The sequence below is a fragment of the Paenibacillus sp. Soil522 genome, assembly GCF_001428245.1.
GTDB lineage: Bacteria > Bacillota > Bacilli > Paenibacillales > Paenibacillaceae > Pristimantibacillus.
The window spans coordinates 1-14,599 of record NZ_LMRV01000079.1 but is presented as its reverse complement, the minus strand read 5'-3'; the positions used below and the strand labels follow the sequence as shown (position 1 = coordinate 14,599).

13 protein-coding genes and 3 pseudogenes are annotated in these 14,599 nt (G+C 41.5%); 2 read left to right on the top strand and 14 right to left on the bottom strand.

The window, feature by feature from the left end; all coding sequences use genetic code 11:
* The 6 genes and pseudogenes from ASG81_RS24825 to ASG81_RS24800 form a co-directional block, all read right to left on the bottom strand.
* Window positions 1-424: pseudogene (locus tag ASG81_RS24825) on the bottom strand (IS110 family transposase); the annotation flags it as partial.
* Between the two features lie 234 nt (window positions 425-658).
* On the bottom strand, window positions 659-1,048 hold the full coding sequence (locus ASG81_RS24820; RefSeq protein ID WP_056640772.1) for a hypothetical protein: 390 nt from the start codon (window positions 1,046-1,048) through the stop codon (window positions 659-661).
* A gap of 712 nt (window positions 1,049-1,760) precedes the next feature.
* Entirely contained in the window at window positions 1,761-2,441 is a 681-nt protein-coding gene (locus ASG81_RS24815; RefSeq protein ID WP_056640769.1) for a hypothetical protein, read from the bottom strand.
* A gap of 680 nt (window positions 2,442-3,121) precedes the next feature.
* Window positions 3,122-4,060 carry an aminoglycoside phosphotransferase family protein gene (locus ASG81_RS24810; protein WP_056640765.1) on the bottom strand — a complete coding sequence of 313 codons (939 nt, stop codon included), beginning with the start codon at window positions 4,058-4,060 and terminating at the stop codon, window positions 3,122-3,124.
* A 168-nt stretch (window positions 4,061-4,228) separates the two neighbouring features.
* On the bottom strand, window positions 4,229-4,816 hold the full coding sequence (locus tag ASG81_RS24805; protein ID WP_056640762.1) for a hypothetical protein: 588 nt from the start codon (window positions 4,814-4,816) through the stop codon (window positions 4,229-4,231).
* 91 nt (window positions 4,817-4,907) lie between these two features.
* Window positions 4,908-5,630: a hypothetical protein gene (locus ASG81_RS24800; protein WP_056640759.1), complete on the bottom strand. Its 723-nt coding sequence runs from the start codon at window positions 5,628-5,630 to the stop codon at window positions 4,908-4,910.
* 634 nt (window positions 5,631-6,264) lie between these two features.
* Here ASG81_RS24800 and ASG81_RS24790 point away from each other — a divergent pair.
* Window positions 6,265-7,068 (top strand): class I SAM-dependent methyltransferase, encoded by an 804-nt coding sequence (locus ASG81_RS24790; RefSeq protein WP_155971896.1) that lies wholly within the window; start codon window positions 6,265-6,267, stop codon window positions 7,066-7,068.
* Window positions 7,069-7,183: 115 nt separating this feature from the next.
* On the opposite strand, the gene ASG81_RS24785 is transcribed toward ASG81_RS24790, so the two are convergent.
* The 8 genes and pseudogenes from ASG81_RS24785 to ASG81_RS24745 all read right to left on the bottom strand — a co-directional run bounded on the left by ASG81_RS24785 (window position 7,184) and on the right by ASG81_RS24745 (window position 13,760).
* Window positions 7,184-7,399: a CDGSH iron-sulfur domain-containing protein gene (locus tag ASG81_RS24785; protein ID WP_056640752.1), complete on the bottom strand. Its 216-nt coding sequence runs from the start codon at window positions 7,397-7,399 to the stop codon at window positions 7,184-7,186.
* Window positions 7,400-7,618: 219 nt separating this feature from the next.
* Window positions 7,619-7,987, bottom strand: a complete 369-nt coding sequence (locus ASG81_RS24780; RefSeq protein WP_056640749.1) for a VOC family protein — start codon at window positions 7,985-7,987, stop codon at window positions 7,619-7,621.
* Window positions 7,988-8,066: 79 nt separating this feature from the next.
* Window positions 8,067-8,581: pseudogene (locus tag ASG81_RS24775) on the bottom strand (DNA topology modulation protein).
* A gap of 47 nt (window positions 8,582-8,628) precedes the next feature.
* Window positions 8,629-9,027 carry a VOC family protein gene (locus ASG81_RS24770; protein ID WP_056640745.1) on the bottom strand — a complete coding sequence of 133 codons (399 nt, stop codon included), beginning with the start codon at window positions 9,025-9,027 and terminating at the stop codon, window positions 8,629-8,631.
* A gap of 167 nt (window positions 9,028-9,194) precedes the next feature.
* Window positions 9,195-10,025: a pentapeptide repeat-containing protein gene (locus ASG81_RS24765; protein WP_056640742.1), complete on the bottom strand. Its 831-nt coding sequence runs from the start codon at window positions 10,023-10,025 to the stop codon at window positions 9,195-9,197.
* Between the two features lie 688 nt (window positions 10,026-10,713).
* Complete coding sequence (locus tag ASG81_RS24755) at window positions 10,714-10,947, bottom strand: hypothetical protein (protein WP_235549018.1); 234 nt, start codon at window positions 10,945-10,947, stop codon at window positions 10,714-10,716.
* Between the two features lie 624 nt (window positions 10,948-11,571).
* Window positions 11,572-12,324, bottom strand: a pseudogene (locus ASG81_RS24750) (reverse transcriptase domain-containing protein); the annotation flags it as partial.
* Window positions 12,325-13,118: 794 nt separating this feature from the next.
* The gene (locus ASG81_RS24745) at window positions 13,119-13,760 is read right to left on the bottom strand and encodes a hypothetical protein (RefSeq protein WP_056640730.1); all 642 of its coding nucleotides are present in this window, start codon (window positions 13,758-13,760) and stop codon (window positions 13,119-13,121) included.
* Window positions 13,761-14,077: 317 nt separating this feature from the next.
* On the opposite strand from ASG81_RS24745, the gene ASG81_RS24740 reads away from it, so the two are divergent.
* Window positions 14,078-14,359 (top strand): SbtR family transcriptional regulator, encoded by a 282-nt coding sequence (locus tag ASG81_RS24740; protein ID WP_056640727.1) that lies wholly within the window; start codon window positions 14,078-14,080, stop codon window positions 14,357-14,359.
* Window positions 14,360-14,599 lie beyond the last annotated feature (240 nt).

Sequence of the window (14,599 nt, the reverse complement as noted above, 5' to 3'; positions counted from 1 at the left end):
GTCCAGTCTTCAAACACTGAGAAATACTCAGGGAAGCGAATGTCTAACCAGCGAATGATCCGGTTCTGCAGCCGTACACTATTCGTCACCCAAAATTCCCGRTCACTCATAATCGTTTCAACCTTTGAAAAACGATAGCCTGTCGCGAGTATTCATAGTAGAAGCCTCGGCTAACCACRTCAGCGATGACAAGCGCATCCTTCGGATCACTCTTGGAGGGAGAATTATCGCGATTCTCCTTGTTTCGTTTGGTGGTGGCCGGATTMACCATGACAACGCTCTTGCCCTTATCGGCAAGCCAATTGGCTAGGTTATAMCCGTAGTGTCCTGTCGGCTCCATACCAATTATGAGCCCTTTTAAACGGTGTTTCTGTTGTAATCCATCTATCCATCGTTCTAATTTTTCGAATCCTTCAATTGTATTNNNTTTCCTTCGCGATATCTATACCCACAACAAGGTGAGATGTAGATATTCTTTCAATGCGTTGATTTTGTTCTTCTGATTGCTTAAACTTCATAGTAAGAGSGCCTCCTTGATGGTGTTGGGTTATTAACCCGTCGACAAACCCATCATACCGAGGCGCTCCTTTTTTGACAAAGGCCAAATCTTAGGCCCTACAGGAATGTTTAGCGTAGAGAGGTACAATCCTATTCGTAATTACATTCTTGCGTCGTAACCAACGATTTCCTTAATTGTAGAGTCAAAATAAATACCAATCGGGCCTATCATCTCGTCTTTATTTGTATTGAATGTCACCTTATAAATTGACTCAGGTTTAATGGATGCTTTTTTTAGAGGAATCTCATCCCATTTGACTATTTTAACTTTAGCCTCTTTCCAATCACCTGTGACGGATGCTTTCTCTTCATTGGAAAGTTGGTTCCAAGCGAGCTCCCTTAGTGAGGAAGCTGTTTCAAGAAAAATCATATCTGCATTCGGTTTCGGAGTGTAGTTTTTGTTTTCACTACAGCCAACTAATGATGACATAACCAAAACTATAACAAACAGAAAAACGATTTCTTTAAAAAGTGTCCGCTTATCTTCCATAATTGTCTCCTTTTAAACTGCATGATTAGTTATTTTAACGTAGGTGGATTAAATATTGTTGCGCTATCCTGCCCGTTCAACGAATAACGACAGCCGATCGTGTGGCCGGCTGTCGTCATGTTGTGGTTGTACTATCGTACCCGTTAGCGTAACAAACCATTTTCCTTGGGGATGCTTAGAATCGGCAAACTCTTTTCACCTTCATTTTAATAATACCCAATTGCCGTCCCGGTCAGTTGATACACATCATGCCGATCCGCTTCATGGCATCTGTGGCCGTGATCGCGCCGGTGTACCGTGGACGAAAGATTTGCAACATATTGTAAAAGGAGTGTCATATAACCCACTATTATTTAAAATTTTGGGTTCTTTAGTACTGGAGCGCCTCAGATGATCTCTTTAAAATGATTCAAGCGATGGATTGGCTCCATCGCCTTTTCTACACTATCGTACCCGTTTAGCTTAATGCCAGCTTCATTTGTTCACTTATTATAGAGTGAGATCGCCATTGAAAGTAAAAAGTTCATTTCGGCGGTGGAATCTTCTTCTAATCCCTCGCATTCGCCTAACACGAGTTGCTGCTTATCACTGCCATCGTTCAACTATTCGCACATAATCGAGCTGTTCTATTCTTTTTGGGGATTAAGGCTCGAATATGTAAAATTTAAACAGAAATATAAACAAGGGTTTAAGATAGTAATCTTGTCCCCGTTCATTTGCGTTCCCCAAAGAAAAGCCGACGTACCCGTTTAGAGAAGTCTTCTATTCCAAAACTTGCCGTATCGATCCGGTTATACCAGTTCGTTATGGTTTCCAAGATCCATGAAGGTACCTGTACCTCGCATATCAGAGGATAAAAATGTTTGTATGTCCATACCAAGTGTTCCCATCGACTATCGTTTCCTTCCTTGATATATTCCGATACATCAAGAACTTTTCCTCTTCCCTCTTGCAAAAGAACATTTTTTAAATGAATATCCCTTGGGTTCAGCCCCTGACTTCGGACAAACTTGCGGGCCTCCTCAACGTCTTGGATCACTTGCTCTGAAACACGGACACCTTGTAGAAGACAATCATATAAGGTAACTCCTTGTTCAAAACTTAAAACCAAATAGTTAGGTCCGGCTCCATAACATTGGGGAAAATACTGCGATCCTTTTAAGCGTTTGTATATACCTTCTTCCACTTCCTTTTTCTCTAATGCCTGAGCGGAATACACTTTATATGCGTAATTAGGGGTGTCCGGGTAATAAAAGACCGCGGCATCCGTTCCGATGCCGATGCAACGCAAATCTTCTGCAAAACCGATGACGGAAACAGGCTTATTGTTTTCATGACCAACGACCTCAATATCCCTCAATGCTTCCTCAGCTTGTTTCCAATCTGAAATCATAACCATCTTCTCCTTGTTGTTTTGGCATTATTTTTGCCGACGGACCATTTTCCTATTTTAATCCATACTGAGCCAGGAATGCACAGATCAGCAAGACAATTCAATGGAATAGAAAATGTTGCGTTATTCTGCCAGCTTAATGTCGCAGCCAGAAATCTAAAAGTTAAAAGCAGCTGTTAAGAGCCGGAACGCCGTATTCTTTCACTAAACACAGGGACACAAGACCACTTTCCATTCGTGAAAATAAAGGTTTCGACTGATTCGTAACAGAATACATATTCTGTTACGAATGTTTAGCGTACAAAAAAAGCCATCCTGTTGAGGATGACTCTGCAGCAATTTTCAAAAACTGTATATTTGTTCAATAAGGAACCATTAAGCTTCTTTAACGTTAAGCGATGCCGCGCCTTACATCGCTTTCATATCTCTATTTTATTGGTGCAAGCTTAATAATAGAACTAGTTTCTCTGCTATACTGCCAGTTAGTTGAGAAACGGCAGCCATTATGTCGGCTGCCGTTTCTTAGTGTTCATTGAGCTATCGTACCCGTTAGCGTAACTATCCATCGCCAAGGAAGAACAAATTCGAGTCAGGATTGAACTATCGTGTTCCGTCCCTCGGTTCAATAATGTTCTTCACACTTGGTTGAATTGAGATACAGAAACACCGATCATTTTCTGCTAATCCATAATCATGTCAATGACTTGTTTCGCAAACGCAGCATAGGGTTCGATCAGATCAGGACTCCGATCAATAGCCCACCTGAGGTTATCGAAAGCCCTTAATAGCAGCAAATGCCTCGTTTCAGAAAGGTCTTTTTCACTTATTCCGTACCCGTCCATAAACGCTTTGAATTCCTCAACACTTGCGCTTTCTTCTAGTCCTAGGATTTGGTAATGCATCAATTGAGCAACAGTTGCATGCGGTACCACGCTTACTTCTGCATTCCAATCCAGCAATATAACTTGGTTTGCCTGATTGATAATCGTATTCTTTAAAGAGATATCTCCATGGTTTAAACCGAAGCGGAACGGTTCACTCTTCAAATTTTCAAACAGTTTTCTTACTCTCTGCGATTCCATCTGAGTGATTACTCCAAGCTCAATCAAGCGATCATGCTCAGTCAAACTATTGATATTATACTGCACATACCCTTGCCAACTGCCGTCTGATCCGGCATGAGAAGGTGACTGAAAATCACAATGGACTGGATCAATCAGATTTCCTCCATATCCCTTCACTTGAATCGAATGAATAAGCTTGGCATATTCGCCCAGTTTCCTCCAAACATCGGACTTGGGAACAGTACTGTCTAACCCGTTGTCTCCCTCAATAAAGGCTTGAATCATATATGCGGTTTCATCAACTATACCAATGGACAACACCTCAGGTCCAGGAACGCCAACTGCGGCTGCTTGCTCGATACACCATTTTTCTTTGATAAAGCTTGGAAATGTATCTTTATCGTTCATGCGGACAACAACTTTGCGACTCTCCGTCTCAACTACGCAAACCTGATTTGTGATGCCTTTACCTATGATCTGATATGAAGTTTTTACTTGTTCCAGAAGAAAATCGCCTGCAATTCGTTCTGCTTTTATAACTACAGAGTCTTCCATAGTTTCTTTAATCCCCCTCAAGTGTCGTGCTTCGAACAGTTTACCACACACTTTTTTGGAAAGTACGTTTATAACTAAACTATACTGCCAGTTAGCTCAACGAAGGGCTGCCACTATGGCAGCCCAATCCGCATTTAACTATCGTACCCGTTAGCGTAATAAAATCCCTTATTTTTTGCTCCAGATATTTTTAAAAAGTTCTGTAACGATTAAATGTACTATTCCTGTTTCGTTTAATGAGATTTCATGTATTTCATAAGATTCTGTCGGGAAAATATAGAAAGAAAAATCATCTCCGTCTTTATAGTTTAACCCACTCACACCAGATACTGAGCTGGCGTAGTTTTTGCTATTATATTGTGCTGCCATTTTAGCGGTCATATTTGTTGTAAATGAATTTCCGTTTACAGTAGCATGATGACCCCCTGAAATTAATGAAGCACCTGTTAGAGAATAATGTCCACTGGACCTAAAACCAATGCTATATCCTCCAGAATTTTTATCAATCCAGGATACATATATCCTATGGGTACCATCATTGTATAACTCTTTTCCGATATTACTTTCTAAATTTGACAGGTCAATTGCAATGGTATATTCCCCTTGTACAACATGACCGTTTCTATCAGTAAATTCCTTGGTGTTATTCGCAATATAAGCCATCCCCCCAGTCCATAAACCAATCAAACCTGATAACCAAAGAAAAATTACGGCAACAACTGGTGCCATAATAAATAATACTTTTTTTACTTTCATAGTTAAACCTCCCACTATCATATGTCGAGATTTTCGTTCAACTACCATGAAAGAACGGATTAACTTTCATGCTCTGTGGTGTAGGATGAATTTAGTCTTCCTTGATTAGCTTCCATAACTTTTTTGAATATACTAACCAAATCTTGTAATCACTTATGTCTTCTCTAAAGTTGTATACTTTGTCCATATCCGTGTAATGACCAACAGTGGTTATCGGTATTCTTAATTGAACGTTACTCGTTATAACTCTTGACAAGTCAATGAATAATCCATCTCTCGTGCATTTTAAAAGTACAGATGCTATGTCCCTTGGAATATCGTGAAATTTTCTTCCGGTTAACTTATGAAGTTTCAAAGTAGTAAGTCTGGCCAAAAGAGTTTCATAATCATATAGGTCTGTAACATAGAGCTTGTTAAACCAGCCATCATCATGTGCAAAATAGGCAAATCTTATCTTTGGTATATTATGTAACGGCTTGGCAAGATGACCAAAAAACAATAATTCAGCAATTTGATCGTTGCTTAAGGCATCCAAATCCTCCTCTTTCGAGAAATCCACCCAACAAAAATCTCCGTAGCCATAAACGTCATCGTCAATCAATTCATTAATTTCTTGCTTCATAACATAATCAAATCTTGAATGTTGATTCCATTGTGAATTATCAAAATTATGCCTAAGTAGTAAAAGGTTCTCCGGTCTGTTATCTACACAGTTCATAAATTCATGAAATTCGATTCCATACGAATAAAAACAATGCGTTTGATGCTCACCGCTTACATATATCAAATCCCTAATTATCTTTCTTTTCTTCATTTAATATTCCCCTCAAAATGAACGTTTGCTTCAAATAATTATAACCCTATATTACTACATTCAGGATAGGTCATTGTGGAATTCAATTGCATTAACCTGCCAGTGTTAACTCAACGAGGCTGCCATTTTGTGTTGGCAGCCTCGTCCTGGTGTTTATGGAGCTTTACCAGCCATGGAAGCCATTCTCGTAGGTAATCTCTTGAGTTATTTGTTAACTCAAATATCCGTTCCACATCCCTCAATTCTATCAGTTTTAAGGATAAATCCTCTTCAATTGCATGTATAAACATTCTTATACCCCCTAATGGTTATTTTTTTTAACACACCTTAATTTATAGAGATTATTGTATTTTTTCTTGAATTATCCTGCCAGTTAGTTGAGAAAACGGCAGCTACTATACCGGCTACCGTTTCTTCGTGTTTATGAACTATCGTACCCGTTAGCTTAACACCAATACGGGTCAACAACTTTATTTTTCTCGATCAGTAAAAAAACAATCTAAGTTTAAAATTATCTGTAGATTGGAAAATAAGAGTGTTATTATTTTCGTAAGGCAGACAGTTCTTTTTGTAATCAATAAGGTGAATTGGCTGTGTACACCATTTGGTGATAAAAAATGGAAAGAGGGTTACCGTGACCAATTACCGCGACATGAACCGATTGAATTGGAACGATCGGACGGCTATTCATGCTAAATCGGCTTTTTATAATATTGACGCTTTTTTGGCAGGGAAGAGTTCTCTGTCGGAGTTGGATCAGACCGAGCTCGGCAATGTAGCCGGACGCTCGATGCTTCATTTGCAATGCCATTTCGGAAAGGATTCGTTATCTTGGGCCAGAATGGGTGTCCATGTGACGGGAGTGGATTTTTCTGAGGAAGCGATTGCTTTGGCCAAATCGTTGAACGAACGACTGGGGCTTGACGCCCGTTTCCTGTGTTCGGACATTTATGACGCCGCGGAGGCACTTCAAGGAGAACAGTTCGATATCGTCTATACATCCTATGGTGTTCTGTGCTGGCTGCCGGATTTGACCCGATGGGCGGAGTTGATCAGCACATCCCTAAAGTCAGGAGGAACGTTTTATATGGCCGAGCTCCATCCTCTTGTTTTTATCTATGAAGCAGAGGATGACCGCCTAAAGATCAGTTACCCCTATTTTGATAACGATGCGCGGCGCTATGAATCCGCTTCAACCTATACCGGCGATGAAGACAAGTTGGAGCATCCCGTCACCTATCAATGGCAGCATACGCTTGGCGAAATCGTGAGTGCGCTTGTCGGGGCAGGACTGACGTTAGAGTTTTTGCATGAATTTCCATTCACCGTATACGATATGTTTCCGGGTCTCATGATTCAGGACGAACGGGGGAAATGGCGAATGAAAGAGAACGACCATTTGCCGCTGTTATTCTCCGTCAAAGCCTCGAAGCGCTGAGTTTTGCAACTGGATCCCATTCGTTTATTATCACGTTATTCTGCCATTTAGTTTAATAACACGAATTGTAAACAACCCGTCTTCGTTGCAAGACCGGGTTCCCGATTGCCTAGACTTACTCCTTCTTCGCTCTCGGCGCACTTTCGAAGCCAATCGACTTGTGCTTGCCATCGCAGAACGGCTTGTTGGCCGATCCACCGCACCGGCACAGCGAGAACGTTTCTTTATGCTCGAAAGGGTTGCCTTCTGCGTCCACCAGCTCGACCGGCCCCGTCACCCGAAGCGATCCGTTGTCGTTCACTTTGATCGTCACTTTGTTTTCGTTTGTCATGAGTTGCCTCCTATGTACGATAGTTAATACTAGTATAACCAGCAGTCGCGTGAAAATGCCGTGCCGTCATTGTTCACTTTTGGTAGATCAACGCAACAAAGTGCAGCGAGGCGATTAGATCGTAATATTGCCTGTTAGCGGAGAAGGCTGCCGATTCATAGCTGTCGACAGCCTTCTTCTGATGTTTATTGAACTATCGTACCCGTTAGTTCAGCAGTGCTACATTTGAATTGCCATCAAACGGTTGCCGTCAGGATCTTCAAAAATGACGATTTTGTTTTCTAATATCTCGTTATGTATCACAAACTCGGATTCCTTCAGAAACTGGAGTGTCTTCCAAATATTATCTGTCTTAAAAAACATCAGCGGCTGGGGAGCTGGTGCCGCGCCATTATTGGAATCCAGCAGAATCTCGGTTCCTTCGAAATGCAGCGTATAAACCGTAGAAAGCCGCCCCTCTATGTAATCCTCGTTGTATGGCAGATCAAACACGCGGCTATACCATTCAACTGCCCTTTTCATGTCTGAAACGTGGATAAAGATCGATCCTACTCGTTTTTCAAGCCTGCTTCCTGCCGTTGTTTTCATTACATCCCTCCAGGTACGAGGCTGCACGGTCGATTCCGCGGCAGCCTCGTGGTGTTATTTATTGTGCTCTCGTTCCCAGTTACTTCAACAATTCCACATTTGCTACAAAATCGCGAACGTTCTTCGGAGACTTTAAAATGATTATTTTCTTTTCATTCGATAACCGTAGGAGTTTTTCTAAGATTTTTGGCTTTTGTTTCTCAGGGTATTCCCAGACCCATTTCATAAATTCCAGACTGACTCTTTCTTCGCAGCCTTCAGCCATATCCGTTCTTTTCTTGTTGCGATACTGGAATCTTCTCTTCAGCACGCGGATCATGCAGATCCATCTCGACAGATCAAAAAATATAATCGTATCAGCCGCCTGCAGCCTAATGTCAATTGTGCCTCCATAATTGCCGTCGATAATCCAACTTGTATGACTTATGAGCTCCTCTTGAACATCTTTTGCTCGTTTTTGGGCGTGCTAATCCAGCCAGGTTTCCAAAAAATTGTATCCAGATGATGAACTTCAATTGATAAAATCCCGCCCAGCTCGCGAGCCAAAGTTGATTTGCCTGAACCTCCAGAACCTATAAGTACAATTCTTTTCATATTGACCCCCGTCAAATGAATTTAATTCAACTATTGTTCCCGTTACCTTAATCTAACTGTTTACTTACTCCACCACCAAAGGCGATACGATATCCATCAGCATCTTTCATAGTAAACTCACTCCAGTGTTCAGAGTAGTTAGGACCATTGACTATTTCTACGCCTTTGGCACGACATTCATCAACTAACAAGTCGACTGCGTCTGTATATGCAAAAGCATCAAAATATAACCCACCTTCAACAGAAGAAAAAGGTCTTACATCCTCTTTATTAATGGCAGGATGTAAAATAAATGTAATGTTCCCTCTTGATACATGTACATGTCCACCAATTTCTTCATATGTAAATCCTAGATTCTTGTAAAACTCAGAAGCAACTTGTATATCTTTTACTAGCAAAACGATTGATGAACCAGATATATTCGCTATTACCGCTTGTTCACTCATTTTTTTGTCCTCCTCTAATTTGGTAATATCTTCAATTCAATAATACAAGAAGGTATTATTAACACAAGCGTTTTTCTCGGCATTCGCTCCGCTAATCTGCCAGTTAGCTGAGCGAAGGGCTACAACGCGGCAGACCTTCTGGCATTCAACTATCGTGTCCCGATAGCTCAACGTTTACTATCATGGTTCTGATCATAGGCAGCGATCATTTGTTCCACTGGAACCCCGTTAATCGTTAGCCCGTCGATTAAACATTCTTCGATGCGTACCCCCGATAAATTGCTTCTCGTAATTACGCTGTTATGAAAATCAACATCCTCTATTTGTACGGGCTCATAATTCTCAGGCTGAAGCAACCAACTATTTTTAAGCGTGGAACCTTTGATCCGCAACCCTGATAGATTGCAATTTTTCAGTTCAACATTGGCCAGGTCACACCTATCAATTGAGCTTCCCTTGAAATCATTCTCTGCGAATCGAATCGGCTTTGTGTGCCCACCCAGATCATGAATAACAGCGCCATTCATTTGACTAAATCCGAGCGACAGCCCATCAAGATCAAGATGCCTTAAAGACAGATTCGCCATGCCGCCATGGTGAATTCGCATTCCGTTTAGTCGGCTATCAAATATTTCGGCGCCATCCATAACGACATCGCGCAAGACGATGCCCCGGAGATTGGAACATTCGATCTTCGCTTCAGCAAAATCCACCCTTGTCATTGTCTTGCTATCTTGCGAGTCCGAGCTAGCACCGCCGAAAAATAAAGAATCAATTGTACAATGGAACAGCATGGCAATCTTCGGCAATAAGGTGATGTCTGGAGTTGCTAGTCTGGTCTCCCATTTGGATACAGCTTGGCCGGTCACACCTAGAAGATCTCCTAACTCATGCTGGGTCATATTTCGTTCCGATCGAAGTATCTTTATTCTTTCATTAAACTTAATCTCTTCTACCACGGGGATATCCACCGCCTCTATACGTGATGAATTTATCATTACATACGGTCCCCAATTGACGCAATGTAAGCAAAGTTGATAGGCATTCAACCGTTAGTTGTAGCCAATACATTCCTTACGATTGGCTTCTGAGGTTTGGTTAATAGCCAACAGTAAAGAATCCTACCTTATAATTGAACAGACTGCCGGTTTCTTCGACAGTCATCATGAAGCTATTGTACCCGTTAGCTTAACGATACACCGTATTTCCAGTACATCACAGTATGTAGCGTTATAACTAACATCCAATTGTCGGTTGATAAATTATCTTTTCTTTCTCAACACTTTAATTATCGATCTTATAGTCATGTATATGATAAATATACATACCACTGTAAACAAGTAGGATGTAAACGTGAAGCTAATCCACTGTGCAGTCATGGTAACTGACCCATCAGAATTGACAACTTCAGTGGATGAATTGTACTTAAAAAATGCTATGAGCAATAATGGTGCTAAAGCTGAAATTATTACACCAATGATTATATCTTTCAATTTGAACATTTGGGTCTTCCCTCCACTGATATTACAACTTGTCTTACACGCTCTCTCTTTATACAATCAATTATCGCACTTATTACGCTCTAGTAGAGTTGAACTATCGTACCCGTTAACCTAACAACGATAAAACCTTATTTCAATCAATCCGTTTACTTTTCTCTGGTGGCATAGAAAAAACATCATCATTTTAATCATAACCTTCTGGCACCCAATTTTCTTCGGGATAACTGTTCTTATCAAATACATCTCTTAAATATCTTATTGCTTCATCCCATTTTGAAAATACAGTAAAACTAAATGGCGGTTGTCCTTCATCATTCCATACCGCCCAATTTTTATCAGGTAACTGAGCTGCGAGCCATTCTGCATCTGGCGGAATCCAAAATATGTGAAATGTATTGTCTTGTAGTTCATCCCCCATGTTGGATAACCGAGACTCTGACTAAATTTGTCTAAATCCCCGAAAAAAAAATTCCGTATAAACTTCATATAATCCTCCGTTCCAGATGAATGAAATACATTCATCGCTTAACAGTTCTATTGTATCACGCACATTTATTGAACTATTCTGCCCGTTCGGAGCGAAGGGTTGCTACGCGGCAGCCCTTCTGGTTTTAACTATCGTACCCGTTAGCCATCCATGCCGCTTAAGCGACACCACAGATTATGGAAGTATTGCGTTCTTCCATGGGAGTTCAATGGAATTTCTTACATAAAACTGCTTGTGAAGTAGCAACATAACCATGAGGTGACGAGAATGTTAAAAGTACGCCATGGTTATGTTTTAAGGATATCGATATCAATATTATTGACTCAAATAGCTTAATGAGGCTGCCGATCAAATGTCGGCAACCTTTTGCCATGGTACTATCGGTCGCAATAGGTAAGCATTTGATGTGATCTCCAGCTTTTCCCCTGCTCCACACCGGACGTGCCAGTTTCCCGGCATCCGGCGTTCCATCTAATTGAAGCTACTTGATCATAAGTTCCTCGTTACTCATGGATATGGAATGTTAGATCGGTTCCAATCTGCATTTGTCGCGGTCAAATATAACCTGACGGCATGGTACCACTTTTGGGCGGTTCTCCAGCCCCGACAAAGAATGTTGAAGTCGTCCGCATAGCGGACGATGTACCCCTCTTTGAGGGTGGATCGCTTTTTTGCGTATAGTTCGCCCGATCTCGTCACATAAGGCTGGTTCATGGGAAATAGCTCCCATTATCCGGCCACCCATTGATCTAGGTCGTTCAGAACAACGTTTGAAAGTAAAGGCGGGCCCCCTTGCGATACGCCTTTTGAAGGCACGCCTTCTCCGTCAATTTCGGCTTTTAACATTTTAGAGATACATGCCAGGGCTTGTTTGTCCTGAATCCCCATGTTCCATAGCTGTTTCACCAGTAGGGAGTGGTTGACGTTTTCAAAGAAATCTTGCTTAAAGCACTGTTGGATGATGCGGTCCAGGATACAAGGAATTCCGAGCGGTCTCCACTTGCCGTTATCTTTTTCGATAAGCTTCCGTCTGACTTTCTTAGGGCGATAGTTCGTAAGCTTGTTTTGAATTTCTATGACTAATTCATCTTCAGACAGCTTTTGGATGTCGGCAATGGTTTTGCCATCGGTTCCGGGTGTCTTTGATCCGGTGTTCGATTTCATGGTTCGATAGGCAAGCAGGATATTTTCCCTGGATGTGATGACATAGTATAGTTGCGGGAAAGATTCCTTTTTCGAAGCTCTATCGTATAAATCCGTGAAAATGTCCGTCATGCCGTAATAATCCCAATATCTCAAGGCTTGCACTGTGGCATCCCTCCTTGCGAGGTGATGTTCCCACGTTCTTACCAGATCGGTGCAATTCACGTTTGGAAAATGATCGTTCTTTTCCGTTAGACTCGGGGCTGTTCCTCCGCTCCCATTACAGGAGGTTCATCGGTCATACCCCTACCCTCGCAAGGATAAATGCATTTCGGCAGAATGCCTTATAGCAACCGTTTCGGGTAACAGCCCTTGTTGCAACGTTCCTTGCTTTCCAAGTCCCTTGCAGCCTGCTCTCCCGTTCTGGACTTAGGTGCTCCCTCTAGGCCTGTGAGTTTGATGCCGCCATAGTTCGGCATAGCGTATTTCATAGGATAAATTTTTACTTTACGCCGCTCACCCCATCGTTCGATGGTCCATATGTTTCCATATGTTCTAACTTTAGACCTGTACATTCGGTTGTTCGTCAGTTCCTTATGTTGAAACGATTCTCACCATATCCAGTTTTTCAGCCGCGCGGCATATCCGTTGGCATACCTTTTCTATTAAAATGGCTCCAGCCTCCGTTCTGCCGAATCCACCTGTACTTCGTACCCCGTAACCTGTTAGTTATGACGCACGCAGGAGTATTGGCGGGATGGTTTCAGGATATATGGTTCCATCATTCCCATCCTCGGTTGCAAAGTTAAGATTACTCATTGTAATCTCCTGCTTTTCACGCTGTTAAGCGCTTATAGTAGAACTTGTCGTACTTACCCGTTAGCTTAATGGCAGCTAATTTGTTGATTGCTTCTTCTATTGAATTGCAACCAACAGTGGAGCTTTTGCCTTTAGTAAATTCAATTTTGTAATAGTTTATTGTATAATTCGCTATTCTTCCAAACCAAAGTTCCAACCTTTTCTAAAGTCATATCCTTCTCTGTGGGGTATAAACTTTCATTCATGCCTGCAATACGATAAACTACTATTTTTTTACTTTCAATTTTTAATGTCAAATCATACATTCTAAAATCCGTTCTTTCTGGCATATCTTTAACAATATGATCGGTAAAACTCTTTAAATCTATCCACGAAATAACAGAGCGATGGAAACCTGAACCAAATGAATATGCATAAACTAAATCAAAAGTTCCATCCTTATTGACATCGTAAGGCAAAGTACTTGTTACACCAAAACCGCCAATTGCCTCACCTATATGAACAGCTTTTTGATTTGTTACGATGTATGTTTCCGAGCTTGAATCCTTAAAAAGCTGAATCTTTGTTTTATCCCAAATTTCAGAGGGGGTAATTTCAATCACACCATTTTCCATATTACTCGATTGAGAAAAATCTTGAGTTACTAAAATTAGCTTATTTGCTTCTTCAATTGATATCTTCTTTTTTGCTTCCTCAATTGATTTCTCATTCGAATCACAAGCCGAAAATAGAAGACATACAGTCAGCATGGTTAAAAATCCCATTAGCAACTTGTTTATCATTTAAATTTTCACCTCCAAAACATAAAATATCTTCGACACTTATATCATCAATACATACAGAAAATGTCTATTCTGCTTACCTAGTAATAAAATTCATACTCGTAGTATTCGCTAAGTGATTAAACTATCCTGCCAGTTAGTTGAGTAAAGGGGCTACCACGCAGCAGCCCCTTCAACATTTAACTATAGTACCCGTTAGCAATCTCTCGGACCCATCACTTCTTCTCGCCGTCAAGCTTCTTGATAAGTCGAATGCAGGACGATTCCGCTTCCTATATAAATTAATTAAACTTGCTATATTTGGGTGCCCTTTGCAGTTGGGCTGGGTTCTGAGAACCGCAATCCACAAGTTTATTGCGATCACCGATGCCCTTGTTAGCAGTCTGAATATAGACGCTGGACGTTCGGAGGTTGCGCGGGATTTTTGGCGAGGGATTGACAATCTTCTCGCCCGTGCCCAACAAAGCGGCTCTGTTCGGGCTGATTCTCGCTTTGAGGATATCAAAGTCCTGCTTATCGGCATCTTGCAGGCAACCGGGGACGGCGGGACTTTTCCGGACCGCGTCGTTTCAATCCTATGCGACGGTCTTCGCGGGTAATCAAAAATAAACGCTTGCCGACTCCCGAGACCGCAAGCGTTTAAGGCCCATATTTCGCCCTACTCGTGATTCGGTTCCCCGCAATTGATTTTGAACTATCCTGCCCGTTGAGAAGACGGCAGCCACTTACCGGCTGCCGTCTTATAATGCTCCCATAAGTTGAGACACGGGAGGGAGAAAAATAAGTTATAATGAAGCAATGGAAAAACGGAACCGATATACCTCAGAGTTTAAGACGAA

Bases quoted from the DNA above. Each gene is read 5' to 3' on its own strand.
- ASG81_RS24820 (WP_056640772.1), bottom strand. From the start codon at position 1,048: ATGGAAGATAAGCGGACACTTTTTAAAGAAATCGTTTTTCTGTTTGTT.
- ASG81_RS24815 (WP_056640769.1), bottom strand. From the start codon at position 2,441: ATGATTTCAGATTGGAAACAAGCTGAGGAAGCATTGAGGGATATTGAG.
- ASG81_RS24810 (WP_056640765.1), bottom strand. From the start codon at position 4,060: ATGGAAGACTCTGTAGTTATAAAAGCAGAACGAATTGCAGGCGATTTT.
- ASG81_RS24805 (WP_056640762.1), bottom strand. From the start codon at position 4,816: ATGAAAGTAAAAAAAGTATTATTTATTATGGCACCAGTTGTTGCCGTA.
- ASG81_RS24800 (WP_056640759.1), bottom strand. From the start codon at position 5,630: ATGAAGAAAAGAAAGATAATTAGGGATTTGATATATGTAAGCGGTGAG.
- ASG81_RS24785 (WP_056640752.1), bottom strand. From the start codon at position 7,399: ATGACAAACGAAAACAAAGTGACGATCAAAGTGAACGACAACGGATCG.
- ASG81_RS24780 (WP_056640749.1), bottom strand. From the start codon at position 7,987: ATGAAAACAACGGCAGGAAGCAGGCTTGAAAAACGAGTAGGATCGATC.
- ASG81_RS24770 (WP_056640745.1), bottom strand. From the start codon at position 9,027: ATGAGTGAACAAGCGGTAATAGCGAATATATCTGGTTCATCAATCGTT.
- ASG81_RS24765 (WP_056640742.1), bottom strand. From the start codon at position 10,025: ATGATAAATTCATCACGTATAGAGGCGGTGGATATCCCCGTGGTAGAA.
- ASG81_RS24755 (WP_235549018.1), bottom strand. From the start codon at position 10,947: ATGGGGGATGAACTACAAGACAATACATTTCACATATTTTGGATTCCG.
- ASG81_RS24745 (WP_056640730.1), bottom strand. From the start codon at position 13,760: ATGATAAACAAGTTGCTAATGGGATTTTTAACCATGCTGACTGTATGT.